30 protein-coding genes are annotated in these 26,526 nt (G+C 38.8%); 12 read left to right on the top strand and 18 right to left on the bottom strand.

What is annotated here, in order from left to right:
• The first annotated feature begins 41 nt into the window (after positions 1-41).
• From BM015_RS13630 to BM015_RS13620, 3 genes are all read left to right on the top strand, one after another.
• A complete protein-coding gene (locus tag BM015_RS13630; RefSeq protein ID WP_090659369.1) occupies positions 42-683 on the top strand; it encodes a response regulator in 642 nt (213 codons plus the stop codon).
• A gap of 180 nt (positions 684-863) precedes the next feature.
• Positions 864-1,517, top strand: a complete 654-nt coding sequence (gene upp / locus BM015_RS13625; RefSeq protein WP_090659366.1) for a uracil phosphoribosyltransferase — start codon at positions 864-866, stop codon at positions 1,515-1,517.
• A 96-nt stretch (positions 1,518-1,613) separates the two neighbouring features.
• Positions 1,614-2,618, top strand: coding sequence for a PorP/SprF family type IX secretion system membrane protein (locus tag BM015_RS13620; protein ID WP_090659364.1), 1,005 nt, complete (start codon positions 1,614-1,616; stop codon positions 2,616-2,618).
• Here BM015_RS13620 and BM015_RS13615 read toward each other — a convergent pair.
• The 9 genes from BM015_RS13615 to BM015_RS13575 all read right to left on the bottom strand — a co-directional run bounded on the left by BM015_RS13615 (position 2,615) and on the right by BM015_RS13575 (position 10,090).
• On the bottom strand, positions 2,615-3,619 hold the full coding sequence (locus BM015_RS13615) for a chorismate synthase (RefSeq protein ID WP_090659361.1): 1,005 nt from the start codon (positions 3,617-3,619) through the stop codon (positions 2,615-2,617). The two genes, BM015_RS13620 and BM015_RS13615, sit on opposite strands and share 4 nt — an antisense overlap.
• Positions 3,616-4,053 (bottom strand): PIN domain-containing protein, encoded by a 438-nt coding sequence (locus BM015_RS13610; protein ID WP_090659358.1) that lies wholly within the window; start codon positions 4,051-4,053, stop codon positions 3,616-3,618. The genes BM015_RS13615 and BM015_RS13610 overlap by 4 nt, the downstream gene beginning before the upstream one ends.
• A complete protein-coding gene (locus BM015_RS13605; RefSeq protein ID WP_090659355.1) occupies positions 4,053-4,262 on the bottom strand; it encodes a hypothetical protein in 210 nt (69 codons plus the stop codon). The genes BM015_RS13610 and BM015_RS13605 overlap by 1 nt, the downstream gene beginning before the upstream one ends.
• A gap of 9 nt (positions 4,263-4,271) precedes the next feature.
• On the bottom strand, positions 4,272-5,576 hold the full coding sequence (aroA, locus tag BM015_RS13600) for a 3-phosphoshikimate 1-carboxyvinyltransferase (RefSeq protein WP_090659352.1): 1,305 nt from the start codon (positions 5,574-5,576) through the stop codon (positions 4,272-4,274).
• 5 nt (positions 5,577-5,581) lie between these two features.
• The gene (aroB, locus tag BM015_RS13595; RefSeq protein ID WP_090659349.1) at positions 5,582-6,610 is read right to left on the bottom strand and encodes a 3-dehydroquinate synthase; all 1,029 of its coding nucleotides are present in this window, start codon (positions 6,608-6,610) and stop codon (positions 5,582-5,584) included.
• Between the two features lie 81 nt (positions 6,611-6,691).
• On the bottom strand, positions 6,692-7,783 hold the full coding sequence (locus BM015_RS13590) for a chorismate mutase (protein ID WP_245751418.1): 1,092 nt from the start codon (positions 7,781-7,783) through the stop codon (positions 6,692-6,694).
• 231 nt (positions 7,784-8,014) lie between these two features.
• On the bottom strand, positions 8,015-8,503 hold the full coding sequence (locus BM015_RS13585) for a RidA family protein (RefSeq protein WP_090659758.1): 489 nt from the start codon (positions 8,501-8,503) through the stop codon (positions 8,015-8,017).
• A gap of 144 nt (positions 8,504-8,647) precedes the next feature.
• Entirely contained in the window at positions 8,648-9,730 is a 1,083-nt protein-coding gene (locus BM015_RS13580; protein WP_090659346.1) for a DNA topoisomerase IB, read from the bottom strand.
• A gap of 18 nt (positions 9,731-9,748) precedes the next feature.
• The gene (locus tag BM015_RS13575; RefSeq protein ID WP_177191906.1) at positions 9,749-10,090 is read right to left on the bottom strand and encodes a response regulator; all 342 of its coding nucleotides are present in this window, start codon (positions 10,088-10,090) and stop codon (positions 9,749-9,751) included.
• Between the two features lie 292 nt (positions 10,091-10,382).
• Here BM015_RS13575 and BM015_RS13570 point away from each other — a divergent pair, with 292 nt between their 5' ends.
• The 5 genes from BM015_RS13570 to BM015_RS13555 all read left to right on the top strand — a co-directional run bounded on the left by BM015_RS13570 (position 10,383) and on the right by BM015_RS13555 (position 15,142).
• Positions 10,383-11,852: a sigma-54-dependent transcriptional regulator gene (locus BM015_RS13570; RefSeq protein WP_090659341.1), complete on the top strand. Its 1,470-nt coding sequence runs from the start codon at positions 10,383-10,385 to the stop codon at positions 11,850-11,852.
• Positions 11,853-11,996: 144 nt separating this feature from the next.
• A complete protein-coding gene (locus BM015_RS13565; RefSeq protein ID WP_090659338.1) occupies positions 11,997-13,445 on the top strand; it encodes an ATP-binding response regulator in 1,449 nt (482 codons plus the stop codon).
• A gap of 105 nt (positions 13,446-13,550) precedes the next feature.
• Complete coding sequence (locus BM015_RS21405; protein ID WP_143075866.1) at positions 13,551-13,703, top strand: lmo0937 family membrane protein; 153 nt, start codon at positions 13,551-13,553, stop codon at positions 13,701-13,703.
• Between the two features lie 172 nt (positions 13,704-13,875).
• Complete coding sequence (locus tag BM015_RS13560) at positions 13,876-14,508, top strand: DUF4136 domain-containing protein (protein WP_090659335.1); 633 nt, start codon at positions 13,876-13,878, stop codon at positions 14,506-14,508.
• 13 nt (positions 14,509-14,521) lie between these two features.
• Positions 14,522-15,142 carry an outer membrane beta-barrel protein gene (locus BM015_RS13555; protein ID WP_090659333.1) on the top strand — a complete coding sequence of 207 codons (621 nt, stop codon included), beginning with the start codon at positions 14,522-14,524 and terminating at the stop codon, positions 15,140-15,142.
• Positions 15,143-15,203: 61 nt separating this feature from the next.
• On the opposite strand, the gene BM015_RS13550 is transcribed toward BM015_RS13555, so the two are convergent.
• Positions 15,204-16,031 carry an alpha/beta hydrolase gene (locus BM015_RS13550; protein WP_090659331.1) on the bottom strand — a complete coding sequence of 276 codons (828 nt, stop codon included), beginning with the start codon at positions 16,029-16,031 and terminating at the stop codon, positions 15,204-15,206.
• Between the two features lie 197 nt (positions 16,032-16,228).
• Between BM015_RS13550 and BM015_RS13545 the strand changes: the two genes are divergently transcribed.
• Complete coding sequence (locus BM015_RS13545) at positions 16,229-17,956, top strand: M14 family metallopeptidase (RefSeq protein WP_090659328.1); 1,728 nt, start codon at positions 16,229-16,231, stop codon at positions 17,954-17,956.
• 178 nt (positions 17,957-18,134) lie between these two features.
• On the opposite strand, the gene BM015_RS13540 is transcribed toward BM015_RS13545, so the two are convergent.
• The 8 genes from BM015_RS13540 to rplK all read right to left on the bottom strand — a co-directional run bounded on the left by BM015_RS13540 (position 18,135) and on the right by rplK (position 23,227).
• A complete protein-coding gene (locus tag BM015_RS13540) occupies positions 18,135-19,349 on the bottom strand; it encodes an alanine dehydrogenase (RefSeq protein ID WP_090659325.1) in 1,215 nt (404 codons plus the stop codon).
• A 49-nt stretch (positions 19,350-19,398) separates the two neighbouring features.
• Positions 19,399-19,839, bottom strand: coding sequence for a tRNA (adenosine(37)-N6)-threonylcarbamoyltransferase complex ATPase subunit type 1 TsaE (gene tsaE, locus BM015_RS13535; protein ID WP_245751416.1), 441 nt, complete (start codon positions 19,837-19,839; stop codon positions 19,399-19,401).
• A gap of 88 nt (positions 19,840-19,927) precedes the next feature.
• Positions 19,928-20,260: a nucleotide pyrophosphohydrolase gene (locus tag BM015_RS13530; RefSeq protein ID WP_090659320.1), complete on the bottom strand. Its 333-nt coding sequence runs from the start codon at positions 20,258-20,260 to the stop codon at positions 19,928-19,930.
• A 57-nt stretch (positions 20,261-20,317) separates the two neighbouring features.
• Positions 20,318-20,812: a hypothetical protein gene (locus BM015_RS13525; RefSeq protein ID WP_090659317.1), complete on the bottom strand. Its 495-nt coding sequence runs from the start codon at positions 20,810-20,812 to the stop codon at positions 20,318-20,320.
• 126 nt (positions 20,813-20,938) lie between these two features.
• Positions 20,939-21,319: a 50S ribosomal protein L7/L12 gene (gene rplL / locus BM015_RS13520; RefSeq protein ID WP_090659314.1), complete on the bottom strand. Its 381-nt coding sequence runs from the start codon at positions 21,317-21,319 to the stop codon at positions 20,939-20,941.
• Positions 21,320-21,486: 167 nt separating this feature from the next.
• Positions 21,487-22,014 (bottom strand): 50S ribosomal protein L10, encoded by a 528-nt coding sequence (gene rplJ, locus BM015_RS13515; RefSeq protein WP_090659311.1) that lies wholly within the window; start codon positions 22,012-22,014, stop codon positions 21,487-21,489.
• Between the two features lie 56 nt (positions 22,015-22,070).
• Entirely contained in the window at positions 22,071-22,763 is a 693-nt protein-coding gene (rplA, locus tag BM015_RS13510; RefSeq protein WP_090659308.1) for a 50S ribosomal protein L1, read from the bottom strand.
• A gap of 20 nt (positions 22,764-22,783) precedes the next feature.
• The gene (gene rplK, locus BM015_RS13505) at positions 22,784-23,227 is read right to left on the bottom strand and encodes a 50S ribosomal protein L11 (protein WP_090659305.1); all 444 of its coding nucleotides are present in this window, start codon (positions 23,225-23,227) and stop codon (positions 22,784-22,786) included.
• A 524-nt stretch (positions 23,228-23,751) separates the two neighbouring features.
• Between rplK and BM015_RS13500 the strand changes: the two genes are divergently transcribed.
• Genes BM015_RS13500 through BM015_RS13490 form a run of 3 tightly spaced genes read left to right on the top strand, consistent with a single transcriptional unit; the run spans position 23,752 to position 26,462 of the window.
• Positions 23,752-24,327, top strand: a complete 576-nt coding sequence (locus BM015_RS13500; RefSeq protein WP_090659302.1) for an NfeD family protein — start codon at positions 23,752-23,754, stop codon at positions 24,325-24,327.
• 6 nt (positions 24,328-24,333) lie between these two features.
• Entirely contained in the window at positions 24,334-25,857 is a 1,524-nt protein-coding gene (locus tag BM015_RS13495) for a flotillin family protein (protein WP_245751414.1), read from the top strand.
• A gap of 32 nt (positions 25,858-25,889) precedes the next feature.
• Positions 25,890-26,462, top strand: coding sequence for a hypothetical protein (locus BM015_RS13490; RefSeq protein ID WP_090659300.1), 573 nt, complete (start codon positions 25,890-25,892; stop codon positions 26,460-26,462).
• The last annotated feature ends 64 nt before the right edge of the window (positions 26,463-26,526 follow it).

Genomic DNA, 26,526 nt, shown 5'->3' with positions numbered 1-26,526 from the left:
TTAGATATAACCAGGCTTTAAAACTGCGAAACTTTACAATCATGAAAATTACCATAGGCATAGCAGATGATCATCAATTATTTTTGAAATCACTCAGCCTTCTCATAAGCAGCCTTGAAGACTTTACTATTATTGCAGAGGGCATGAATGGTAAAGACCTCATCAATAAACTTGAAATAAAGAAAATTGAGCCTGATATAATCCTGCTTGACGTAAATATGCCGGTGATGGACGGCAGGCAAACCGCAGAATATCTCTCTGAAAAATACCCCGCCATAAAGCTTGTTGCCCTTTCCATGAAAGATGACGATGCCACTATTATCAGCATGATAAAAGCCGGTTGCTGCTCTTATCTTTTAAAAGATATTCATCCGGAAGAATTGAATAAAGCGCTTCTTGAAATAAATAAAAAAGGTTATTACAATTCAGATGCGGCTAATATAAACTACCGCCGCCTGCTGCAGCACCAGGATAAAGAAAAAGAGCTGCAGCTTACCGATAAAGAAAAAGAGTTTTTACAGCTTGCCTGCAGCGATGCTACCTATAAACAAATTGCCGCCACCATGCATGTTTCGGAAAGAACCGTTGACGGCTACAGGGAAAACCTGTTTAAAAAGCTTAATGTTCAAAGCCGCACAGGCATGGCGCTTGAAGCAATAAGAAGAAATTTTGTTTCCCTGTAAACACTATCAATATTTATTCAGTTAAAATTCATAATTCATTCCCGGATAAACCATTTTACAAGGTTTATTTTTTTCCCGCAAACCCAACTATATCCCCCTTCCCTAAAAGCTTCAAAAAAGGTTTAAAAACCTGTAGTTACAACGTAATTTATAAACCTGAAAACATTTTATCTTCGTGCCATGGTTACCAACCTGAGCGCCACGCACAGTTTACTCACTAACTGGATAAGCGAGATTAGAAATACAGAAGTGCAAACAGACCGCATGCGGTTTCGCCGTAATCTCGAACGCATTGGCGAAGCCATTGCTTTTGAAATAAGCAAAACACTGCCCTGGGAAGAAAAAGAAATTCAAACCCCGCTGGGCATTCATTTAAGCAAAGTGCTGGCGCAGCAGCCTGTGCTGGCAACTATACTCAGGGCTGGGTTGCCATTGCACCAGGGATTACTAAATTACTTTGACAAAGCTGATAATGCCTTTATTTCTGCCTACCGCAAGCATCGCCGTGATGGGAGCTTCGAAATAAACCTTGAATACCTTAGCGCTCCTTCTCTCGAAGACAGGATATTAATTCTTTCCGATCCGATGCTGGCAACAGGCTCTTCACTTGTGGCTGCATTGCAGGCTTTAAAAGATAGCGGCAACCCTTCGCAAATACATATTGTTTCTGCTATTGCAGCTTCTGTTGGAATTGAATATGTAGTAAGAGAATTTGGAGAAAGAATATATATTTGGTGCGGTGATATTGATGATGAATTAACTGCCAAAGGTTATATTGTGCCGGGGTTAGGTGATGCAGGCGATCTTGCTTTTGGCCCTAAAACACAATTCTGATAAAAGGATGCAGCTTTAATTATATCAACTTGTCTTAAAAAATTATTATTCGCTTTCAATAAAATTGAGAAAAGCCCGTTTTATTAAATTTCGAGAATGAAATTATTTGTAACCATCTTTTGCTTATTGATTACTGCAACAACCATTGCCCAGGATCCGCATTTTTCCCAATTCTTCTCTTCACCCATGACGCTTAACCCCGCCTTTACCGGAAAATTCAATGGCATGGTACGTGGCGCTTTCAATTACCGTAATCAGTGGCCCACCATAAACAGGGCTTACCAAACAGCAACAGCCTCAGTTGATTTTCCCATTCTTAGCAATAAAATTCCTTATAATGATACCTGGGGCGTTGGCTTAATGGGTTATACCGATAAAAGCGCTGCCGGCGCTGTGGCCTTTAACTATTTTTCACTTTCAACGGCTTATCATAAAGGTCTGGATGAAGACGGCCTTAAACAACTTGGTCTGGGTTTCCAGGCCACTTATTCAAACATGCTTATCAACACTTCCAAATTAACTTTTGAAGACCAGTTAACCGCAGCCGGTTTTACAAATCCCACGCAGGAAGTTTTTAATAACTCAACGCTTAAAGCCAATTATTTCGATCTGAATGCAGGCATACTTTACTCCATGAGCACCACCGACCGTAATAATTTTTATGCAGGTGTAAGTTTATATCATATTAACCGTCCCAAACAGGAATTTACAGGTGTTAATTACGATTTATATCCAAGAGCTACTGTTCATGCAGGCGGATATTTTCCCGTGGGCGTTCAAACCACTTTGCACCTGAGCGGGCTTTTCAGCACGCAGGCTGGCGCAACAGAAACGCTCATAGGCGGCGCCATGCAGTTTATGGCCGGAGATCCCGAATCTGAAAACCCAACAAGTTTTTATGGCGGTGCATGGATGCGCTTTGGCGATGCCCTCATACCTTACCTCGGGCTTGAATTCAACAATTTACGCGTTGGCGCTACTTACGATATAAATTTTTCCGACCTGAAAACAGCTTCTGAAAGCCGCGGCGGCATTGAGATTTCATTAATCTATATTATGAAACATCCCGACGGTAAATTTGTACCTTGTCCTAAATTCTAAGGAAGTATGCGTGGAATGCGCTGTTCAAGCAGCATTAAATCTGTAAGTACCATAGCTGTAACAGCTTCAAGCACCACCGGCACCCGCAATGCAATGCAGAGATCGTGACGCCCTTTTACAGAAAATTTTTCTATTTGATTGGTTTCCCAATTAAGGGTTTGCTGTTCTTTTGGGGTGGACGATGTAGGTTTTACAGCAATGCGAAGCACCAGTTCATTACCGTTGGTTATGCCGCCAACAATACCGCCTGCGTTGTTCGTCTTCGTTTTTCCGGATGCATCTGTAATGGCATCATTATGTTCTGCACCAAACATTTTTGCTGCCGCGAAACCCGCCCCAAATTCAACGCCTTTTACAGCAGGAATAGCAAATACGGCATGCGCCAATAAAGATTCAGCGCTATCAAAAAATGGCTCACCTAAACCAAGCGGCAAATTATTTACCCGGCATTCAACAATACCACCAATGGAATCTTTGGCGTCAATGGCTTTTTGCAGGCCTTTTTCAAGGTCAGGTTCGCCGCCTATTTCCAATATTGTAGCAGCCACTTTTATAGACTGGGTTGAAGCTAAAATTTTCTTTGCAATAACGCCCACCGCTACCAGGCATACCGTTAATCTTCCGCTGAAATGGCCACCGCCGCGATAGTCTTCAAAACCACCGAACTTTTTGCTGGCTACAAAATCTGCATGGCCCGGGCGCGGTACTGCACGTTGCTTTGCATAATCGCCGGAACGTGTATTATTGTTTTCAAAAATAATAGTGAGCGGCGCACCTGTGGTTTTATTATTGAAAATGCCGCTCTTAAAAATGGGCAAATCGCTTTCCTGCCTTGGTGTTGTACCTTTTTGCGTACCACCTTTGCGGCGCTCAATATCTTCTAAAAAATCTTCTGCGGTTAATGGTAACCCGGCTGGAATACCGTCAATATTAACGCCAACGCTTTCGCCATGCGATTCGCCAAAAATTGTTACCCGGAATATGCGGCCAAATGAGTTCATAATTGTAAAAGCTCCCGAAGCTGTGAAGAATTGTAAATTAAATCCGGAAATGTTTTTTGCAACCCTTTTAAAAGTCTTTTATCGCCTGTCCATAAAATTGCTTTTAATGATAATGCCAAGCCAACAATGGGGGCATCAAACTCATCAATATTTTTGCGGAGTTCAAATGCACTAATAAGAAATGGATCAGGTACAATATCAGTATTAATTACATTAATGTTTTTATAAACATTAAATTTTATCTCTTCAAATTCATCTTTCCTAAGCTTTGATAATTTTAAAATCTTAGTAGTATGATTTGCAATTTCAATTAATGAATAATCACTTATATATAAAGAAGCATGAAACTTCAAGCTATCAAATAAATCAGCAATCCGTCCATCAGGTTTTATAAAAATGCTTATTAAGATATTGGTATCAACAACAATCTTCATTAATCAAGCTTTAGTCTTTGTTTTAAAGCTTCGATTTTTGGTTTTCTTTCTTTTTTAATTTCTGCAACCAATTTATCTATATCCTTTTGGGTAGCCTTTGATTTGCTCACTATTTTTTTATATTCAACGTAATCAATCAGCCGCTGTACATGCTTATCATACAGGTTTTGCGGAACGCGAATTATAATATCTGTATCAGGATTATTCATATACTAAAATTACTTAAAATTTACTGAAGCGTTGAGCTCTTGTAAATGCCTGTAAAAATCAGGATATGATTTATTGATAGCTTCAGCCACTTCAATAGTGGTTTCACCATCAGCTTTTAATGCCAGCAAAGCGCACATCATGGCAATGCGGTGATCATGATGTGAATGAACGGTTACGGCTTTAATCTTTGTAGTGCCTTCAATCTCCATTACATTATCATTCAGCACAACTTTAATGTTCATCTTTCCCAATTCTTCCTGGATGGTTAAAGCGCGGTTGCTTTCTTTGTGCGCCAAACGATGAACGCCCGTAATTTTTGTTATGCCTTTACAGCATGCGGCCAGTGCGGCCAGCGGCGGAAACAAATCGGGGCAATCTGTTGCATCAAATTCAAAAGCCTTAAGTCCATCACCTGATGAAGCAACTTCTATTTCCTTTTCACCAATCAGCAATTGTGCACCGCAGCTTTCCAAAGCTTCCAGTATTTTTTTATCAGCCTGTGTTGATGCTATATCTAAACCAGCCACTTTTATATTGCCTGCAATAGCGCCAAACACCAATAAAAATGCACCGCCGCTCCAGTCGCCTTCAACCGTGTAATCAACAAAGTCGCCGCTTTCCGTATCAGGCGTTTCATCAAAATAAAATGCTTCGTAGTTACGGTTTTCAGGAACCTTTAATAAGAAAGATTCCATTACACTTAGAGTAAGATCAACGTAAGGCTTACTCTTAAGATTGGTAACATTAATCGTTACATTTTTTGCATCTTTTGCAGCATAAGCCAGCAATAAACCTGTTAAAAACTGAGAACTTAATGAACCGTCTATTGTAATATCTTTTGGCTGCAAAGGCCCCTGTATTTTTATTGGAAGCTTACCTTCATTAGATGCAATCTGCACACCTAATTGCGGCATCACCTCATCAAAAAAATCCATTGGCCTTGTAAGTAAACTGCCTTCACCGTTAATCAGCATTTCTTTTTTACTCAATGCAACAATTGGCGTAAACATGCGAATACCTAAACCTGCTTCACCATTATTTACAACAGATGAAACAGGATCAATGCCATCACTTATAATTTTCAAACTTCCATCTTCAAGGTTCTCTACTTCAGCGCCTAAAGTTTGTATAACATTCAATCCTGCAATGTCATCATTGCTTTTGCCTGGATTGCGAATAATGCTTTCACCTTTTCTCACCAATGCTGCTGCACAGGCACGCTGCATGGAGCTTTTAGAGGCAGGCGCATGAACGCTGTTTTTTTTCGCTGAAGGGAAGTTATTAAAGCCGTATCCTTTTATGATTGCTTTCATTTGTTCTACTTGGCTTCCAGTTGTGTTATTATATTTTCAACTTCGCTTATTGCAATCGGTTCTACAACAGCTTTACCAATCTTTTGCAGCAACACATAACTGATCACATCTTTCACTTTCTTCTTATCGGCTTTCATTACATCAATCACTTTTTTTGCATTATAGGATTGATGTACAGGCAAACCATATTTTTTTATCAGTTCAACAACACGGTTGGTATCTTTAAAACCCTGGTAAGCTTCCGATATCATACAAGCCATTACCATTCCAACAGCTACGGCATAACCGTGAGAAAGTTTGTAGGTATTTTCAATTGCATGGCCGAATGTATGGCCGAAGTTCAGCAGCTTCCTGTCGCCGGTTTCAAATTCATCTTTAATAACAACATTCGTTTTTATTAAAGCATTGCGCTGAATAAGATCACACAATAATGTTTTCTTCGACTGGTATTTTTTTAAACTGTTTGCTTCTAGTTCTCTAAACATAACCGCATCTTTTATGCAGGCATGTTTAATGATTTCTGCAAAGCCGTTCTGCCATTCAATTTCGGGAAGTGTGTTCAGCAAAGCAAGATCATGTAAAATAAATGATGGCTGATTGATGGTGCCAACCATATTTTTATACACGCCAACATCAATTCCATTTTTGCCGCCGATAGATGCATCAACCATTCCAAGAATAGTGGCAGGAATAAAACCGAATTTTATTCCGCGCATATAAATACTGGCAATATAACCGGTGACATCTGTGGCAACGCCACCGCCCACACCAATTAATATTGTTTTACGGTCTGCACCCAATTCAATCAGCTGTTTTATAATGGCATCAACAGTTGATTGCTTTTTATATTGCTCCCCTGATTTTAATATGATTGTTTTCCAGCCTTTGAACCTTTTTGCATGCTGGTTAAAAACCTGTTCATCAACAAGCATAACCGCATGTTGAACATCAACAAACTCTTTTAAATGAGCAATGCCTGCCGCAAAATAAAAAGTAGTGGAAGATGTATTGAAGTTTACCTTTTTAATGTTCATTTCACGCAAAGAAGCAATGTTTGCAAAGCTGTAAAGTGTTACAATTTGTTTTTAAGCCTTTCAAAAAAAATTGATGGCCTGTTATTCATCATTCATTATTTTATTCTGATGCGAGATGCTTTCCATGTGAACGGCATCAAAATATTTTGTAACAAATTCTTTGCTTAAGCCTAATTTTTCTCCCTGTGCGTATGCCCTTTCGAGTATTGAATTCCACCGGTTGGTTTGAAGAATGGTGATATTATTATCTTTTTTATACTGGCCTATCTTTTCAGATACCTTCATACGCTGGCTTAAAATCTGCATCAGTTCATCATCCAGGTGATTTATCTGCTGGCGCAATTTTTCCATTTGTGCGTGGAATTCTTCACTGGCCACATCTTCTTTTCTCCAGCTTATGGCGCTCAGCATTTCACCAAGCACTTCAGGCGTAACCTGCTGTTTGGCATCGCTCCAGGCCTGGTCTGGTGTAATATGACTTTCAATAATTAAACCATCATAATCAAGGTCTATTGCTTTTTGAGCAACATCCAGCAGAATATCCCTGCGCCCGCAAATATGTGAAGGATCGTTTATCAGCATTATGCCGGGATTGCGGCGTTTCATTTCAATGGCAAGGTGCCACATAGGCGCATTACGGTATTCAGAATTGCCATAAGAGCTAAAGCCGCGATGTATCAATCCAATTTGTTTAATGCCGGCTTTTGCAACGCGTTCAACTGCTCCAATCCATAATTCAAGATCAGGATTAATAGGATTTTTAATAAGCACCGGTACATCAACGCCGCGTAAAGCATCAGCCACTTCCTGCACACTAAAAGGGTTAACGGTAGTGCGGGCGCCTATCCATAAAACATCAATACCAAAATGCAAAGCATCTTCCACCTGTTTACCGGTTGCCACCTCAACGGTTACAGGCAAGCCTGTAAGTTGTTTGGCTTTTTGCATCCAGGGCAAACCCTTTGTGCCCACGCCTTCAAAACTGCCGGGGCGGGTACGCGGTTTCCATATACCGGCACGCAGCATATCAACCTTTCCTGTTTTTTGTAAACGAACAGCTGTTTCTATTACCTGTTCTTCTGTTTCAGCGCTGCACGGGCCTGAAATAACCAGCGGCCTTTTATTCCAAACCGCCTGTGTAACCTCTTTCATGTTTGCTTCAGTTGCTTGCATTTTTTTGATGTTTGTTTTATGTAGCCGGCTGTAGTAGTAATGGCATCTTCAGTTGTGTCACTCCCTTGTACGTTCCGATTTTTACTCGGCAAAGCCTGCTCTTTAAAGGGCTGCTAAATTACTACAATTAAGTTTTTTTCAGCGATATTTATATCAACGCTAACTAAACAAGTGTTAGTTAATGAATGCGATTGCGGCTTTGTATGAAGATAAAATACGTTCCGCAATTTTTTATGCAGTATATGTAGCAAACTGAGCTTCTTCCAATTCAAATACGGCTTCAATTTCTACTGGTATATTTCCCGGCAGGGAACCCATGCCCACAGCACTGCGCACGCCAACACCGTTATCGCTGCCCCATACATGGGCAAACAGCTCGCTGCAGCCATTAATAACGTAAGGCTGCTTTTCAAAATCAGGCGTTGCCGCCACCATGCCAAGCACTTTTATTACCCTTTTGATATTATTAAATGATCCAAGGTTTTGTTTCAGCGTAGCAAGAATGGTAAGGCCCACCTGTTGCGCAGCATGCTTGCCTTCATCTTCATTCATAGTATCTCCCACCCTTCCTTTTATTAGAGTCTTATCCGGTAATACAGGCCCGTGGCCGGACACATATACAAGGTTGCCCACAATTAAAAATGGCTTATAAACGCCCAGCGGTAAAGGTGCAGGCGGCAGTTCTAATTTCAGTTGTTCAAAACGTTCATCCGGAGTCATATAGAAAGTTTTATGTTTAAAATTTAATGTTTGACTGTTCATTGGTTTCATTAATCATAAAATGCCAGACAAATGCAAAGTGCAATAAATATAAATAAAATGCATTAATAAAGAATGACAGAAGGTTTTGGTTTTTGGATTGATTCAGGCAACCAGTTGTTTCAGCACTTTCATTAACACTTTTTCATCTTTGGTTAAGCCCGATTTATCATTGGGTTCTTCAATTCCGTCAAGTTCTTTAAGGTAATTTTCAATACCATCTTTTTCATAAAGATCTATAATGCCCGGATGCACATAATACTTTTTACACACGGTTCTCGTATTGCCAAGTTTTAAACTCACTTCATTTAAAGCGGCAATAATATTCGATTTTCTGTTCGGCTCATCATCCGCTTTTTCTAACGCTTTTAAACTGCGCAGCATTTGCAAAGAGCCGGCCCATGTTCTAAAATCTTTTGCCGTAAAATCTTCGCCTGTTGCTTCTTTTATATAGTTATTCAGCATGCCTGAGTCAATACTCTTATGATTACCATCTTCATTGTAATACTGAAATAATTCCCTGCCAGGTATATCCCTGCAATCTTTCACAGCTTTTGCCAGCCGTTTATTTTGAATAGTAATATTATGCGTTATACTGCGTTTGCCTTTGAACTCAAACGTAATGTGGCTGCCATTAATATTTACATGTTTATCCTTAAGCGTTGTTAATCCAAACGAGCCATTGGCTTTTTCATATTCAGTATTGCCAACACGTATGTAAGTTCGCTCCATAAGGCTGACGGCTGTAGCCAGCACCTTATTTTCATTCAATTCTTTTTGAAGCATATCCTTTTCAACCTTCAAACGAATTTGCGGTAAAGCTTTGCCAAATTCATACATGCGGTGAAATTTTGTTTCATTTCTCAGTGTATTCCACAACGCATGATAACGGTATTGCTTCCTGTTTTTTATATCATAACCCGTTGCCTGCAAATGCCCGTTTTCTTTATAACAGATCCATACATTTTTCCAGGCAGGCGGCAGCACTAATTTCTTTATCCTTTCTAACTGGCGCTTATCTTTTAATACTTCGTTGTTAAACAGGTAAGAAAACCCTTTGCCTTTTTTCAGCCGTATAATTCCCTGCTCTTTATCTGTAACATATATAAGTTTGGCAACTTCTGCAGTGCGGGAATAGTCTCTTGTTATTTTAAGAAAATCTTTATGCGATATATTCAGGCCAGTCATAAATACCGTGGTTCAAAATCAGGATATAAGGCTTTCAATTGCTTTTAACGAGAGCGGTTTTTCAATAACAGTTACACGCGGATTTTGGGGCGCTTCATTGCCCGATTTATAAGCGCTGATTAAATAGAGGGAAGTATTTGGTAATGCTTCAAGTAAATAACCGGCCTTTGTCCATCCTTGCGAATCAGGCAGGTTATTATCAAGAAAAATGATATCAGGAACAAAGTCAAGCGCTTCTTTTAAACCATCGGATAATTTATGTGAAATAACAACTTCAAATTGTTGCCTGGTGAGATAGTTTTTCAATAGCAGGCACAAATCAACTTCATCATCAATAATTAACACCTTTTTCCCGTTCATAGCCATCTTATACAATAAAAAATATGCCTAATATTTTTTACAAAATATTGTATTATAAACCATAATGAAAAGCAAGAGAATTTGGTACGGCGTTGTATGGCAGTTTGGTAAACTGTATTTACGCAATTCCTCAAACCTAAATATTTGTTGACATAATTCTACAATATACTTCCTGTTTCTGAGTAAATTTACCCAAAAGAATAACGTTGTAGTAAAGCATACCCAATTTGGTCTTGTACTTGCATAACTGAGCAGCAAAGAAATAATTTTAAACCATCACAAAAATTTATTCATGACTAAAGTTTTAGTAATAGACGACGACAGGGACATGTGCCTTTTACTGCGGAAATTTTTAGAAAGAAATAATTTCGAAGTAATAGATTTTACAAGTGGTAAAAAAGCATTGGCCTGGTATGAGGAAAATATGCCCGACATTGTGCTGTGCGATCTGAGGCTTGAAGATATAAGCGGCCTTGAAATTCTTCAAAAGATGAAAGCAACGAACCCTTCCCTCCCCTTTTTAATTATTACAGGCTATAGCGATGTACGCAGCGCTGTTGAAATAATGCGTCACGGCGCTTATGATTATATTACCAAACCATTGTTTCCCGATGAAATTTTAGTGACCATAAAACAGGCGCTGGCTAATGGCGAGGCTATAAAAAATCAACCTGTTAAATCTGCGCAATCACAAAAGAAAACCAGTGAAAATGCACCAGACCTTGAATTTGATATGCATGAAGATTATGTAGTTGGCCCCAGTCAGGCATTTCAGCAAATATTAAAACAGGTAAAACTTGTAGCGCCCACCAATTACAGCGTTATAATTTATGGTGAAACAGGCAGCGGCAAAGAAGCTGTTGCCAATGAAATTCACAGGCATAGCAAACGTGCTAAAGAACCATTCATTGCCATTGACTGCGGCGCGTTGAGTAAAGACCTTGCTGCAAGTGAATTATTTGGTCATGAAAAAGGATCGTTCACCGGCGCATTAAATCAAAAAGTGGGAAGCTTTGAATTAGCTAATGGCGGAACTATTTTCCTGGACGAGGTGGCCAACCTTTCCTATGACATACAGGTTTCCTTATTAAGAGTAGTGCAGGAAAGAAAAATGCGCCGTGTGGGTGGCACTAAAGATATTGAGCTCGATGTAAGGATTATTGTTGCCAGCAATGAAAAACTATGGAATGCAACACAGGATGGTAAATTCAGGGAAGACCTGTATCACCGCTTTAATGAATTTAGTATAGAAATTCCACCTTTACGCGACCGGAAAGAAGACATAATGCATTTTGCCGGTTACTTTCTGCGTATTACCAATAAGGAACTTGAAAAGAATGTAACGAGGTTTTCACAGGATGTTATTAATGCATTCAATAATTATGTATGGCATGGTAATTTAAGGGAATTAAGAAATGTGGTTAAGAGAGCTGTGTTGCTGAGCGATGGCGATACAATAGAACTCAAAAGCCTTCCGTTTGAAATAACAAATTATGAAAAGATAAATGAATTTATACCGTCACAGCCAGCAAGGAGCAATGATATTACAAATGCCGCAACGCCACAGGCAGCAACAACGCCTGCTGTTAAATCAGGTAGCCTTGATTTAAAATCGGCCAGCATTGATGCTGAATATGAAACAATTCTTGAAGCGCTGAAACAAGTGAATTTTAATAAAAGCAAGGCGGCTAAGCTGATGAAAATAGACAGGAAAACTTTATATAATAAAATCAAAGAATATCAATTATTAAATAATAAGTGAGAAGGAAGAACCACAGGGCGAAAATATTTTCAATTACAATGATCACTTGATTTTTTGCTGATGTATAAGCTCTTAATAAGAAGCTTATGCATCAGCAGGCATTTTGCGCATATCATCGTGCTCCTAAAAAACACAGAAGGCTAAATGATGACAGATAATATAAATGTTCTTATTATAGATGATGATGAAGACGATTACTTTATTACGAGTGACTATCTTAAAAACATACCAGGCAAAAACTTTATTATAGAATGGTGTTATAATTATAAAAATGCCCTTGATGAAATAAAGCGTGAAAAGCATGATGTTTTTCTTGTAGATTACCGGCTTGGCGCTAAAACAGGTATCGATCTTATTAAGGAAGCAGTAAAGCTTGAAACAGATGTTCCGTTTATAATACTTACCGGCAAAGGAGATATTAATATTGATGAAGAGGCCATGAGCCTTGGCGCTTTTGATTACCTGGTTAAAGGAGAATTAAGCAGTGAAAAACTTGAACGGTCCATAAGGTATTCTATTGACAGGGCAAGAACACTGAATGAATTAAAAGCGAAAGAAAAAAAATACAGGAATATTTTTGATAAATCGAGCGATGCCATTTTTGTTACAGACGATAAACTTTGTTTCACTGAAATAAATACAGCATTCAGCAACATACTTTCCTGTAATGAACATGCTTTATTTAAAGTAAAACTTACAGAATTATTTACAGATAATCATTTATCAAGAAAATTAACGGAGGAACTCAAACATAAAGGTTCCATTGAAAACCGGCAGGCCGAAATACGTTATAAAAAAAATAAACCCGTTCCCTGCATCATTTCTGCAACAAAAGAAAAAGATGCTGAAGGCAAAGCCTATTACCAGGGTGTAATTCACGACATAAGTTTTATTAAGCAGGCGGAACGGGCCAATTTACGCGCTGAGAAGCTTGCTGCAACAGGCAGGCTTGTGCGTACGCTGGCGCATGAAGTGCGTAATCCAATCAACAATATAAATCTTGCCTGCGAGCATTTGCGCAGCATAGATAATTCAGAAGAAAATGGATTATACCTCGATATTATTTACAGGAACAGCGGGCGCATTAACGAGCTTATAAAAGAATTACTCAATAGTTCAAGGCCCGCTGAAATGCAGCTTACAGATTGCGTATTACAATCGGTTATCGATGAAATTATAAACGCTGCCAAAGACAGGATCAGTCTTAAAAATATTGCACTGCAGGTAGATTATCCTTCAGAATTAATTAATGTTAATGCCGATTTTGATAAAATAACAATAGCACTGCTCAATATATTAATTAATGCTGTTGAAGCCATTGAACACGATAAAGGCAGGATATCTATAAGGGTTAAAAACGATAAAGCAAATTCCTTTATTGAAATTACTGACAATGGCAGCGGCATAAGCGAGGATAGCCTTCACCGTTTGTTTGAACCCTATTATACATCAAAAAGAAATGGCATTGGCTTAGGCCTCGCTTCCACATTGAATATTATACAGGCACACAATGGCTCTGTAGAAGTAATTTCAGAGCCTGGCAGGTCAACTACTTTTGCTGTAACATTGCCCGTTAAAAACAAACCCTTGTAGAATATAATGCCCAATAAGCTTCTTCTTATAGTTAATAAATCCGCTATCGCATTGTAGTAAATAACTGGCACACTTTTTAAAATTATTACTATAAAAATATAAGATATGAGAAGCATTTTATACATCATCGCAGTTATCCTCGTTATAGGATGGTTGCTCGGCGTTTTTGTTTACAGCGTAACCGGTTTAATCCATATTCTGCTGGTATTGGCAATAATATCTTTATTAATTGGCTTAATAGGCGGAAGAAGAGCATAATTACAAATACGATAATTCTTATTAAGCATTTAAAAACCGGTTTTAAACCGGTTTTTATTTTAGGAAAACCTTAATAAACATTCTGCATTAAATTATTGTCAAATAAACGTTTTATAAACACGCTATAATTTCTGTGCACTTGATTTGATTTCTACTTAAAAAATTTCACACAATGCTAAATAATAAATTAACATCGGCAGCGCTGCTCGCCTGCGTTGTAACGCTATTTAGTTGCACCAAAGAGCCTCTGAATAATCTCACGCAGGAAGAGTCCAGGATTTATGTAACAAACGCCGACACAACTATAAATTTCAGCGCATTTAAAACATACAGTATTTCAGATTCTGTTGTTGTACTTGATAATGGCCAGTCATATAAAGACCTTCAGCCTTCCGATCAATCATATATTGACGCTGTAAATAAATATATGCAGGAACGCGGTTATACAAAAGTAACCAGATCAGCCAACCCTGATATTGGTATAGATGTGAACAGAATATATAATACCTCCACGGGATATTACAGCTATGATGATTATTGGGATTATTATGGTGGTTATTGGGATCCTTATTACTGGGGCTATGGCGGATATGGTTATTATGTTCCCACATTTTTCGGCATTTACCAGGTAACCGAAGGCGCTATGAGTGTGGATATGCTTGATTTAAAAAATGCTTCTGAAAAAGGTAAAATAGAAGTTATCTGGAATGGCCTAATACGCGGCGAAGGCATATTCAACGCTTCAATAGCCGAAGGCTCAGTAAAAGCTTTATTCGATCAGTCAACTTATTTACACAGCAATTAAAAGAATTACAATCATGAAAGCATTAAAATCGTTGCTTTTCGCAATATTCATTTTTTCTGCAGCGCAGTTACATGCACAAAGAGGCGTGGTAAATATGAGCCTGCAATATAATTATGCCCTGCCTTTGGGAAGCTTTAAAACAGATGTTATAAGCAAGGGTTCGCCCCGTGGTTTTACGGGAGATATTCTCTATGGTGTAAGCGATAAATTTTCAGTTGGCCTCGGTCTTGGTTTCCAGGATTTTTATGAAAAATATCCAAGAGCCTTATACAATACCGGAGACAAAGAAGTAACCTCCGCTGTATTAAGCAATTCTGTTCAAATCATACCATTGCTGGCAAAAGCTGAATTCAGCCCGCTTGGCAGTGCAGCGCCTGTTCAGCCTTATATAACTGCAGGTGCTGGTTTGGGTGTATCGAGTTTCACACAATACCTTGGTGAGTTTGGTGGCACTGATAATGCAGGTGGATTAATGTTGCAGGGTGGTGCTGGCATTAAAGTGCCGTTTGGAAAATACAGCAAAGCCGGTTTCAGGTTAGGTGCGAATTATAATATGGTTTCTTATCACCATGACGGGTTTAGCAACTTTAATAATTTAAGTTTCCAGGGCGGAATATACTTCCCGCTTAAATAAAAAGTAAAGGATTATTAGCCACGAATGCATAAATAAACTTGCATCGGTGGCTAATAATTTTTCAGTTCATCATTTTGTTATCAATAAAATACCGGCGAAAAAAAAGCAGTTGATATTTTATTGAATTATTCCAGTAAACCCAGTTATGTTCACCGGGCCTTTCAATGTAATCGTGATCAATTTTATTATCTAATAATTTTTGATGAAGGTCACGGTTAACCTGTATAAAAAAATCATTCACGCCGCAATCAAATATCAGTTTAAGTTCATCATTTTGTAAAGAACCAGCAAGGTTTACCACAACATTTTTATCCCACACATCTTTATGTGAAGCATAATCACCGAGATATTTCTTTATATCCCAGTTGCCAGGAAACGGCCTGAAATCAACTCCTCCGCTCATGCTGCCTGCTGCGCCAAAAATATTTGTATGTTTTATAGCAAGATATAATGCGCCATGCCCGCCCATGCTCAAACCCGTTATGGCACGGGCTTTACGTGAAGCAATGGTTCTATAATGTGCATCAATATATTCAGGGATTTCAAGCGCAACATTGGTTTCATATTTCATGCTTGTATCAACCGGGCTATCGAAATACCAACTGCCAAAAGCACCATCAGGGCAAACAACTATAAAATCATTTTCATCAATTGTTTGCAATAAATCAGGCGCTTTCAAAACCCAGTCGCTATAATTGCCGCTGTAGCCGTGCAGCAAATAAACAACCGGTAAATGCGCAGTATCCATTGCATATTTTGACGGCGTTATAACAATACACTTCACATTTTTATGCATGCTTTTGCTGTATATGGCAATGGTATCAACATTGGCTGCATTTACAAAAAAGCAAGCCGCTGTAAACGAAATGGCAAATAATAATTTCTTCATCTTATATTTTTTAAACAATATTTTGAGCTGATGTTATTATATCGAAGTATCCTCAAAGATGCAGGGAGCGTTATTGCTGTAAAAATAAAATTTAAAAAATTTAATTGGGCAAACGATAAAATGCTTTTACTGCATTACAGTTTTTTAAAATATTCACATTAAAAAATTAATGCCTCTCCTGTTGTTATCTTTAACACATGCAAAAAAATTTTTTTCTATTCATATTCTTGTTGGTTGCACAAATATCGTTTTCACAAAACCTCGTCACTGTTTTTGAAAAATCAAACGGTAATCAAAGCGCAACCTATTTTGAATGCATTGATTATTATAAACAGCTTGCAGCAACTTTTCCCGCAATAAAAATATTAACCGGCGACACAACCGATGCGGGTTATCCTTTGCACGTTGTTTTATTTGCTGCTGATAAGAATTTTAATATCAATGAATGGCACAAGCAACGTAAGGTTGCTGTATTGGTTAATAATGGCATTCATCCAGGCGAGCCGGATGGCATTGATGCAAGTATGATGCTGCTGCGCGACCTTGGACAAGGCAAAATAAAAATGCCCGATAATGTAGTGCTGGCTGTTATCCCGGTTTACAATATTGGCGGCAGTTTAAACAGGGGCAGTTTTTCAAGGGTTAATCAAAACGGGCCGGAGCGTTATGGCTTTCGCGGCAATGCGCAAAATCTTGATCTTAACCGCGATTTTATAAAAGCAGATTCTAAAAATGCATTTGCCTTTGAAAAAATATTCCAGCAATTAAACCCTGATATTTTTATAGATAATCATGTAAGCGATGGCGCCGACTATCAGCATACAATAACATTGCTTACAACGCTGCATAATAAGCTTGGCGGTGAAATTGGCAGTTTTTTGCATGATGTTTTTGAACCTGCATTGTATAAAGGCATGCAGGAAAAGAACTGGGATATGTGCCCGTATGTAAACTTTGAAGAAAGTAGTTTAAAGAATGGATGGGAAGCTTATTACGATGCTCCAAGATATAGCACCGGTTACGCCGCTTTGTTTGAAACAATAGCTTTTATGCCCGAAACACACATGTTGAAACCGTATGCAGACCGCGTAAAAAGCACTTATAGTTTTATGCAAACCGTGATTGAACAGGCTTCAAAATTTTCTGATGATATTCTGGCAAAAAGAAAAGCTTCGCTTGATGCTGTTAAACGGCAAAAAGAATTTGCTTTAAGCTGGAAAGTTGATTCTTCAAAGTATGATAACATCACTTTTAAGGGTTATGATACTTCTATGAATATAAGCGATGTTACCGGCCTGCCACGTTATTATTACAATCATTCAAAACCATTTGAAAAAGAAATAAAGTTTTACGATTATTTCATTCCATCTGTATCTGCACAAAAACCAAAAGCATACATTATTCCGCAGGGCTTGCATGATGCAATCAACCGTTTAAAACTAAATAACGTTACCATGCATCAACTGCAAAAAGATACGGTGATTAATGTTGAATACTATAAAGTGGATGATTATAAAGCTATGCCTAAAGCTTATGAAAAACATCATCGCAATAACCGTATCAAACTAAGCACATATACTGATACCATTCATTTCTTAAAAGGAGATTATATTATCTATACCGGGCAAAATGCAGACAGGTATATTGTTGAAACTTTGGAGCCGCTGGGCGATGACAGTTTCTTTTCATGGAATTTTTTTGATGCAATATTTCAACGCAAAGAATATTACAGTAATTACCGTTGGGAAGATGTTGCAGCGGCCTATTTAAAACAACATCCCGAAGTACGCAGTCAACTGGAAGATAAAAAGAAGACAGATGCAGCTTTTGCTGCTTCGGCACAGCAGCAATTATATTTTGTTTACACACATTCGCCGTATAGTGAACCAGGTTATATGAGGATACCGGTTTTCAGGATTAATTAGGAGGAATAGGGATTGGGAATAAGTTGATTGGTTGATAGTTGAAGCGTTTAGGAATTAGGAATTGGAATAAACCTTGTGAACAAGAACGGTAATTTTATAATCCGATAAAGCAGGCGCAAATTCACCCGGTGTTTACTATAAACATTCTTTGGCCAAAAAGGAATTTAACTGAGAGCGTCTATCTTTTGCTTGCAATCAGCAAATTCAAATCAGTAAATTTTAAATCGAAGCGCTGGCTGATATATAAATCGGTAAGATGGCCGCGGTACATATACACGCCATTACGCAGGTTAAAATCGTGCCACACCATTTCTTCTATGCCACCAGCATCGCAGGCTTCCAGCAGTAAAGGCATCAGCACATTGCTGATGGCATGACTTGCTGTGCGTGCATAACCGCTTGGAATGTTCGGCACACAATAATGTATTACGCCATGCTTTACAAATGTTGGGTGCTGATGCGTAGTAATTTCACTGGTTTCAAAACAGCCGCCACGGTCAATGCTCACATCAATAATAACGCTGCCGTAACGCATATTTTCAACCATTTCTTCCGTAACCACAATCGGGCTTCTGCCACCCTGGTTGGTTAATGCACCTACAGCTACTTCGCAGGTTTTTAATTGCTTGGCAAGAATGCGGGGCTCAATAACGCTCGTCCATATACGAACGCCAAGGTTATTCTGCAAACGTTTTAACCGGTAAACATTATTGTCGAAAACTTTTACGGATGCACCCATCGCCAATGCTGTTCGTGTAGCAAATTCACCAACCACACCAGCGCCAATGATAATAACTTTTGTGGGTGGAATACCGCTTATACCGCCTAATAAAACGCCCCTGCCCTTTTCCCGGCTGCCAAGATACTGGCCTGCAATAAGCATGGCGGCGCTGCCGGCAATTTCACTCATGCAGCGAACAATAGGAAAATTACCGCTGCCATCTTTCAGGTTTTCAAAACCCAGCGCCGTAATTTTTTTTTCCATCATTTTTTCAACCAAATCTTTCTTAAGCATAGAAAGATGAATGGGCGAAATAATGGTTTGGTTGTGATGCAAAAAGGGAAGGTCATCTTCCATTACCGGGGCGCTTTTAATAACCATAGGCGCCTTATAAACATCTTTCTTTTTTAAAGCTATTTCTGCGCCGGCTTCACTAAAATCGTTGTCGGAATAATTACTGCCTTCGCCTGCCTTGGTTTCCACAATTACGTGATGGCCGTTGCTTACCAGTACATTAATTGCTTCGGGAATAAGCGCTACGCGGTTTTCCTGGAATACCATTTCTTTAGGAATGCCTATGGTTAACTTCGCACTTTGCGGTTTTATGTCTAATGTTTCTTCCTGTGTTTCAAAACTGAAACCGGTACTGATAATTGGCTTCGTGGTTGCCATGCTTTAAATTAATTGGGGCTATAAAAATAATATTAAGTTAGAATAGTTGCTAAAGAATTACAAGCTTACGTACTTTATTATCAATAGCTTCTAATGAAATGTGCAATGTATCTTCCGGCAAAAGTTCCGGAAATTTTTCAGGCCATTCAATAAAACAATAATTGCCGCTTTCAATACAATCTTCACAACCTGCCTGTATGGCTTCCGTTTCATCTTTCATGCGATACCAATCCATGTGAAATATAGTTCCCGCAACGGAACTTGTATATTCATTTATAATAGCAAACGTTGGGCTGCTCACGGCATCTTTTACCTGCAGCACTTCACACAATGCATGAATAAGTGTTGTTTTACCATTGCCCATTACTGCATGAAAAGCCCATATTTTTTTTGAGCTATATTCATTCCATAGTTGTTTGGCAACAGTTTTTATTTCTGATATGTTATAAGTTCGTTGTTCCAATGTTTTCTTAAAAGTCCAATAGTTCACTTGTTCACAAGTTTATTCCCAATTCCTGATTCCAAATTCCTCAACGCTTCAACCAATCAACCTTTCAACTTATCAACTATTCAACCAATCAACTTCCCTTCAACTTCTCATTCTCCTTATGCCTCGTTGCATCACGAATATTTTTCTTTTCAAAATTTTTCTGTAAAGCTTCTGTAAGATCAACGCCTGTTTGGTTAGCAAGGCAAAGTAACACCCAAAACACATCGGCCATCTCATCGCTTAAAGATTTGTTTTTATCAGATTCCTTGAAAGATTGCTCGCCATAAGTACGCACCATTAACCTCGATAACTCCCCCACTTCTTCCATTAAAATACCAAGATTGGTAAGTTCGTTAAAATAGCGAACGCCGGTTGTTTTTATCCATGCATCTACATCCTGCTGTGCTTGCTGTATGGTCATGCTGATTAAATTAAGTTAGATAAAGGCAGCAAAAATAAACTTATAATTATGTATTTATTAATGACCGGCTTTTCCACTCGTTCTGTATTTTTTTAATTCTTTAATACGGTTTTGAATAAAGAATAAAACAATCAGCCCAACCACGCCAAAAGAGCAATCTATCAGTATATGAAAGAAAGGAATGCCTCTTATGCCGCCTGCAATAAATGCAAGCGGGAAAATGCAAATGCAGGTGATTATAGCCCATTGAATGATCCACCTGTTGCGCACGGGATGCTGGTAAACGCCGATGAATAGAAAAGCAATTACAATGTGTGCAAAAGCAAGCCAGTCGAATCCATAAAAAATAAAAGGATATTCTTTTTGAGTTATTTCCAAACCTGCTACCACTTTTAAAAGCCATTGCTGTATAATGGAACCTTCTTCAAAAAAGTGGATGCCAAGTAAAAATTTTAATTCGCTTATTAACGGGAATACTGTTATGCCGCTTAGTAAAAGCACAATGATGAAAATAATTATGAGAATGCGGATTTGTGTAAACAGTTTTGTCATGGCAGCAATAAGTTTTATATATCAAAATAAATGCACAGTAACCTATATAAACAAAAAATCCCGCCGGGAAACGGTGGCGGGATTTTTTGTATTTCATTATCTTTTTTAAAGAAGCTTGTGCAGAATTTATTTAACTTCTACATCAGCGCCTGCTTCTTTCAATTTAGCTGCGATTTCTTCTGCTTCAGCTTTAGCAGCACCTTCTTTTACAGGTTTCGGAGCGCCATCAACTAAATCTTTAGCTTCTTTCAGGCCAAGACCAGTTAAGTCTTTCACGATTTTTACAACCTGTAATTTGTTAGCGCCACCGCTTTTCAGAATTACATCAAAAGCTGTTTTTTCTTCAGCAGCAGGAGCAGCAGCACCGCCTGCAGCAGGACCAGCTACAGCTACTGCAGCAGCCGCAGGTTCAATACCGTACTCTTCCTTAAGAATTTTTGCTAATTCATTCACCTCTTTTACGGTGAGGTTAACCAGTTGTTCTGCAAATGCTTTTAAATCTGCCATGGTTTCAAATTTTTGCCGCCTTCATTGCCTGAGCTCCGGCGGTAGTTATTAAAAAAACTTGTGTGTTATCCCTTCAGGCTTGAGATAATTATTTACGAATTACGATTTGGGGGTTTACGATTTATACACTTTCAAAAAATCGTACATCGTAAATCTGAAATCGTAAATTAGTTTGCTCTTTCTTCCAGCGCTTTTACCAGGCTTGCAAGTTTGCCGCCGGCGTTTAAGCCGCTGATAACATTCTTGGCAGGTGATTGCAACAAGCCAATGATTTCGCCGATAAGATCGTTCTTGCTTTTGAGCGTTTTTAATGTTTCAAGCTGATCGTTGCCTACAAAAACATCGCTGTCAATATAAGCTGCTTTCAAAACAGGTTTTTCTGTTTTGCCTTCTGTGCGAAAGGTGCTGATGATCAACGCCGGTTCTTTCGGGTTTTCGCTGAACATTAAAGCAGTAACGCCGTTCAGGCTTTCAAACATGCCGGAATATCTTTCCGCATCAATGCTTTCAAGCGCCTTTTTAATCAATGTGTTTTTAGCCACTTTCATTTCAACATTCTTATTGAAACAAATGCGGCGCAGTTTACCAATCTGGTCAACTGATAATGCTTCTGTGTTGGTAACATAGAAGTTATTATATTGATTGAATTTCTCTTTAAGAGCTTCAATTACTTCGTTTTTTTGATCTTTATTCATAAAGAATATTTTTTGTGCCTTCTTACCCCTTCCCTTTAGGAAGGCTGGGATATGGGCTAGTGAACAGATTTTGTGTCAACAGTTATTCCGGGGCTCATAGAGCTGGCAACACTTACGCCTTTCAGGTAAATACCTTTAGCTGTTGTTGGTTTTAATTTGATGATGGTATTGATCAGTTCCTGGCCGTTGGCAGCTAATTTTTCAGGAGTGAAAGATACGCGGCCGATAGAAGCGTGAACGATGCCTGCTTTATCAACCTTGAAAGCTATCTTACCACCTTTAACTTCATTTACTGCGGCTGCCACATCGTTTGTAACGGTGCCTGTTTTAGGATTCGGCATAAGGTTACGCGGGCCTAAAATTTTACCCAGTTTACCAATCTTAGGCATAACTGATGGCGTTGCGATGATAACATCAACATCCGTCCAGCCGCCTTCAATTTTCTGAACAAATTCATCCAAACCCACAAAATCAGCACCTGCGCTTTTTGCATCTGCTTCTTTATCGGGAGGACATAAAACCAATACTTTTTTTGTTTTACCGGTACCGTGCGGTAAGCTTACGGTGCCACGAACCTGCTGGTCTGCTTTTTTAGGATCAACACCTAAACGAATATGCAGGTCAACAGAAGCATCAAACTTCGCTGTGTTCACTTCTTTTACCAGCGCAGATGCATCTTTTAAGGTGTATAATTTATTTTTATCAACCTTTCCTTCTACTTGTTTTCTTTTTTTAGAAAGCTTTGCCATTGTAATAAGTTTAGTTGTGATTAATTGTTCCAGGGTGCTGTGCCTTCAACATTTAAACCCATGCTGCGGGCAGTACCGGCAACCATTTTCATTGCGCTCTCAACCGTAAAGCAATTGAGATCGGGCATCTTATCTTTGGCAATAGCCTCAATTTGATCCCAGGTTACTTTACCCACCTTGCTACGGTTGCTTTCTTTGGAACCTTTCTGAATTTTGGCAGCTTCCATTAACTGAATTGAAGCGGGAGGAGTTTTGATAACGAAGTCAAAAGACTTATCGGAGTAAACGGTAATTAAAACAGGAAGCACTTTTCCTATTTTATCCTGTGTGCGGGCATTGAACTGTTTGCAGAATTCCATGATGTTCACACCCTTAGAGCCAAGTGCAGGGCCTACCGGAGGTGCAGGGTTTGCCTGACCGCCTTTTACCTGCAGCTTTACAAAGCCGGAGATTTCTTTAGCCATTTTAATAATTTTTATTGGTTCAAACGTCTCGCCTGCATTGTGCGGGCTCGACTCCCAAGTTTATCCCGGTGCTAACCGGGAAATATTCTAAAAGAACTTTTGGGGCGGCAAAGGTAAGGGAAAGAAGGGAAAAGGCAAAGTAAAAATTCAAAAGATGTAACCCAAAAATAAATCAAAATTACAGAGCTCTTCAAAAAGTAAAGAGGAAGAAATAAATGTGTTCAATTCATATAATCCCAATCTTACCACAAAACATCTACAGCCTTATTCAAATCTTCAATTTCTCATTATACTTTTCCAGCCCGGTTACATATTATTATAATCAATGAATCAAGCCCGTTAATATCAATCAATTCTCTAACCTGAAATACTTTTTTGCAAGGTTTTACCACACAAATAATTTTCAATGCTGCTATTTATAATTCTCTATATTCGCACAGAAGACGCTGCTATGAGTTATAAGTTCAGTTGTCGTAAAATAATTTATTTGCCCTTAATCAAATAGCTGAAAAATAATTTCAACAATGATCTCTTTTTTTGATGGTATGCCTGGCCTGCTTCAGGGTTTCTGGTGGGTAGCGCTAATATCCAGCCTCATTTTTTTTGTTCAGACAATAGCAACATTTATTGGCGGTGGCCACACAGATGTTGATGGGGTAAATGCAGATTTTAGCGGTGACCTGGATAGCGTTCATGCGCCCTTTCAGATGTTCTCCTTAAGAAATCTTATAAACTTCATGCTGGGTTTTGGCTGGGCGGGCATTGGCTTTTACAGCGCTGTTGAAAACAAAGGATTACTTATTGCCCTTGCTTTTGGCATAGGCATATTATTCGTGTACCTGTTTTTTCTTATCATAAAGCAATTTTTAAAACTTTCTGAAGACAATTCCTTTAAAATAGAAAGATTAATAGGTAAAAAAGCCGATGTGTATCTTACCATACCTGCACAAATGAGCGGAAAAGGAAAAATACAGGTAAGCCATAACGGCACATACCACGAACTGCCTGCCATAACAGAAGGCGAAACAATAACTACCGGCAGCCTGGCAGAAATAACAGGTATAACCAATGGCGTTTTAATTGTAAATAAAGTATCATAATTGCTCATGGAAAATTTAATGAACAGCCCTTTCTTTTTAATTATTGTAGCTGTAATTGTTTTGTTTGTAACCCTTACAGCCCTTATTTCAAGGTATAAACGTTGCCCTTCCGATAAGATATTGGTTATTTATGGAAAAACAGGCGGTGCTTCTGCCAAATGTATTCATGGCGGCGGCGCATTTATCTGGCCGGTGATCCAGGATTTTGCTTACCTGGATTTAAAACCTATATCAATAGAAGCCAATTTAACCAATGCCCTTTCCAGGCAAAACATTAGGGTAGATGTGCCCTGCCGTTTTACCATTGCCATTTCAACCGAACATGATACCATGGGCAACGCTGCTGAAAGATTATTGGGCCTTAGCCCCGATCAGATACAAGAGCTTTCAAAAGATATACTCTTTGGCCAGCTTCGCCTGGTTATTGCCACCATGACCATAGAAGAAATTAATTCTGACCGTGATAAATTCCTTGATAATATTTCTAAAAATGTTGACACAGAATTAAAAAAGATCGGCCTTAAGCTCATCAATGTAAACGTTACTGATATTAAAGATGAATCAGGATACATTGAAGCGCTTGGTAAAGAAGCCGCTGCAAAAGCCATTAATGAAGCCAAAATAAGTGTGGCTGAGCAGGAAAAAATAGGTGAAACCGAGAAAGCCAGTGCCGACAGGGAGAAAGACACGCAGATTGCTGAAACCAACCGCGACAGGGATGTAAAAATTGCCATAACGCAAAAAGACAGGGAAGTAAGCATTGCCTCTGCCGGTAAAGATGAAGCCATTGGAAAAGCAGAGGCGCAGAGAGATTCAAGGATTGCAACATCCCAGGCCAACTCCCTTGCTGTGAAAGGTGAGAATGATGCTAAGATAACCATTGCTAATTCCGACGCCCTGCGCCGCGAGAAAGAAGCGGAAGCATTAAAAGTGGCTGTTACGGCCGAAAAAGTGCAGGCTGCAAAAGCATTGGAAGAATCATACCTGGCAGAGCAAAAAGCAGAAGCTGCCCGCGCTGAAAGAGAACGCTCTACACAAAATGCCAATGTAATCATACCGGCACAGATTGCTAAACAAAAAGCAATTATAGATGCCGAAGCAGAAGCGGAAAACATTCGCCTGAAAGCAAAAGGTGAGGCCGATGCCATCTTTGCAAAAATGGAAGCGGAGGCCAAAGGCTTATATGAAATACTTACCAAGCAGGCTGAAGGTTACGACAAGGTGGTGAAAGCTGCCGGTGGTAATTCTACCAATGCATTCCAGCTATTATTGCTGGAGAAACTTCCCGAACTTGTGAAGACGCAGGTGGAAGCTGTTAAAAATATCAAGATTGATAAAATAACTGTTTGGGATGGCGGCAATACTGAGAACGGCAATGGTACAACGGCCAACTTTGTTTCAGGAATGATGAAAACCGTTCCACCGCTTAACGACCTGTTTAATATGGCAGGGCTTAGCCTTCCAAGCTATCTCAAAGGAGACGATATTAAAAACAACCCGGATAATGCGCCCGTAAAAACTGATAGCTGATATTGGAATAAATTAAACTGCTCATTTTTCAAATGAAAATATCGATCTTTTTTGCAACGTTACTATTCGCAGCAAATTCTATTCATGCACAAGGCGGTAAAAACGTTGATAACTTCAAAATAAATAAACAAAACGTTGCAGTATTCTTTTATGATCCGTTAGATAGCCTGTTTAAACATGACAACAATTTCCAATCAAGGCCGGACAAAGAAAAATCGGATTTACTTGATAAATATCTTCATGAACATCCGTTGTATTTATTCAGGTTAACAAACAATAAAACCAAAGACATTACATTCTTATGCATCCGCGGGAATCCTGAAAAGGTAAGTACGAAAATGTTCTATAAAGTGGAGGTGATAGAAAATGAACCGGCAGATTTTAATCCAAATAATGGCAATTACGCAAACAATATTTCGCAGGTTATTGATAAAGTGAATTGCGGCGGAACGCTTTTTGAAAACATGTCGCTATTTGATAATGAAGAAGGAAAAAAAGCTGTTGGAAATGGCATACAACTTTTCGGTTATAACAGGCGGGTTCAGCCTTATTCTGAAATTAAAACTTCAATAGAAAATATAACCAGGTCTTTAGCTTCACTATAAGTTTTTTTGAAAATCATCAGGCCTTTTCACTCAATTTTTTTAACAGCGTTTCTGTAAAAGAACA

The organism is Parafilimonas terrae (assembly GCF_900115755.1).
Taxonomy (GTDB): Bacteria; Bacteroidota; Bacteroidia; order Chitinophagales; family Chitinophagaceae; genus Parafilimonas; species Parafilimonas terrae.
This window is presented reverse-complemented; position numbering and strand designations above follow the sequence as displayed.

Coding starts and splice junctions, on each gene's coding strand:
- BM015_RS13630 (WP_090659369.1), top strand. CDS start 42: ATGAAAATTACCATAGGCATAGCAGATGATCATCAATTATTTTTGAAA.
- upp (WP_090659366.1), top strand. CDS start 864: ATGGTTACCAACCTGAGCGCCACGCACAGTTTACTCACTAACTGGATA.
- BM015_RS13620 (WP_090659364.1), top strand. CDS start 1,614: ATGAAATTATTTGTAACCATCTTTTGCTTATTGATTACTGCAACAACC.
- BM015_RS13615 (WP_090659361.1), bottom strand. CDS start 3,619: ATGAACTCATTTGGCCGCATATTCCGGGTAACAATTTTTGGCGAATCG.
- BM015_RS13610 (WP_090659358.1), bottom strand. CDS start 4,053: ATGAAGATTGTTGTTGATACCAATATCTTAATAAGCATTTTTATAAAA.
- BM015_RS13605 (WP_090659355.1), bottom strand. CDS start 4,262: ATGAATAATCCTGATACAGATATTATAATTCGCGTTCCGCAAAACCTG.
- aroA (WP_090659352.1), bottom strand. CDS start 5,576: ATGAAAGCAATCATAAAAGGATACGGCTTTAATAACTTCCCTTCAGCG.
- aroB (WP_090659349.1), bottom strand. CDS start 6,610: ATGAACATTAAAAAGGTAAACTTCAATACATCTTCCACTACTTTTTAT.
- BM015_RS13590 (WP_245751418.1), bottom strand. CDS start 7,783: ATGCAAGCAACTGAAGCAAACATGAAAGAGGTTACACAGGCGGTTTGG.
- BM015_RS13585 (WP_090659758.1), bottom strand. CDS start 8,503: ATGACTCCGGATGAACGTTTTGAACAACTGAAATTAGAACTGCCGCCT.
- BM015_RS13580 (WP_090659346.1), bottom strand. CDS start 9,730: ATGACTGGCCTGAATATATCGCATAAAGATTTTCTTAAAATAACAAGA.
- BM015_RS13575 (WP_177191906.1), bottom strand. CDS start 10,090: ATGAACGGGAAAAAGGTGTTAATTATTGATGATGAAGTTGATTTGTGC.
- BM015_RS13570 (WP_090659341.1), top strand. CDS start 10,383: ATGACTAAAGTTTTAGTAATAGACGACGACAGGGACATGTGCCTTTTA.
- BM015_RS13565 (WP_090659338.1), top strand. CDS start 11,997: ATGATGACAGATAATATAAATGTTCTTATTATAGATGATGATGAAGAC.
- BM015_RS21405 (WP_143075866.1), top strand. CDS start 13,551: ATGAGAAGCATTTTATACATCATCGCAGTTATCCTCGTTATAGGATGG.
- BM015_RS13560 (WP_090659335.1), top strand. CDS start 13,876: ATGCTAAATAATAAATTAACATCGGCAGCGCTGCTCGCCTGCGTTGTA.
- BM015_RS13555 (WP_090659333.1), top strand. CDS start 14,522: ATGAAAGCATTAAAATCGTTGCTTTTCGCAATATTCATTTTTTCTGCA.
- BM015_RS13550 (WP_090659331.1), bottom strand. CDS start 16,031: ATGAAGAAATTATTATTTGCCATTTCGTTTACAGCGGCTTGCTTTTTT.
- BM015_RS13545 (WP_090659328.1), top strand. CDS start 16,229: ATGCAAAAAAATTTTTTTCTATTCATATTCTTGTTGGTTGCACAAATA.
- BM015_RS13540 (WP_090659325.1), bottom strand. CDS start 19,349: ATGGCAACCACGAAGCCAATTATCAGTACCGGTTTCAGTTTTGAAACA.
- BM015_RS13530 (WP_090659320.1), bottom strand. CDS start 20,260: ATGACCATACAGCAAGCACAGCAGGATGTAGATGCATGGATAAAAACA.
- BM015_RS13525 (WP_090659317.1), bottom strand. CDS start 20,812: ATGACAAAACTGTTTACACAAATCCGCATTCTCATAATTATTTTCATC.
- rplL (WP_090659314.1), bottom strand. CDS start 21,319: ATGGCAGATTTAAAAGCATTTGCAGAACAACTGGTTAACCTCACCGTA.
- rplJ (WP_090659311.1), bottom strand. CDS start 22,014: ATGAATAAAGATCAAAAAAACGAAGTAATTGAAGCTCTTAAAGAGAAA.
- rplA (WP_090659308.1), bottom strand. CDS start 22,763: ATGGCAAAGCTTTCTAAAAAAAGAAAACAAGTAGAAGGAAAGGTTGAT.
- rplK (WP_090659305.1), bottom strand. CDS start 23,227: ATGGCTAAAGAAATCTCCGGCTTTGTAAAGCTGCAGGTAAAAGGCGGT.
- BM015_RS13500 (WP_090659302.1), top strand. CDS start 23,752: ATGATCTCTTTTTTTGATGGTATGCCTGGCCTGCTTCAGGGTTTCTGG.
- BM015_RS13495 (WP_245751414.1), top strand. CDS start 24,334: ATGGAAAATTTAATGAACAGCCCTTTCTTTTTAATTATTGTAGCTGTA.
- BM015_RS13490 (WP_090659300.1), top strand. CDS start 25,890: ATGAAAATATCGATCTTTTTTGCAACGTTACTATTCGCAGCAAATTCT.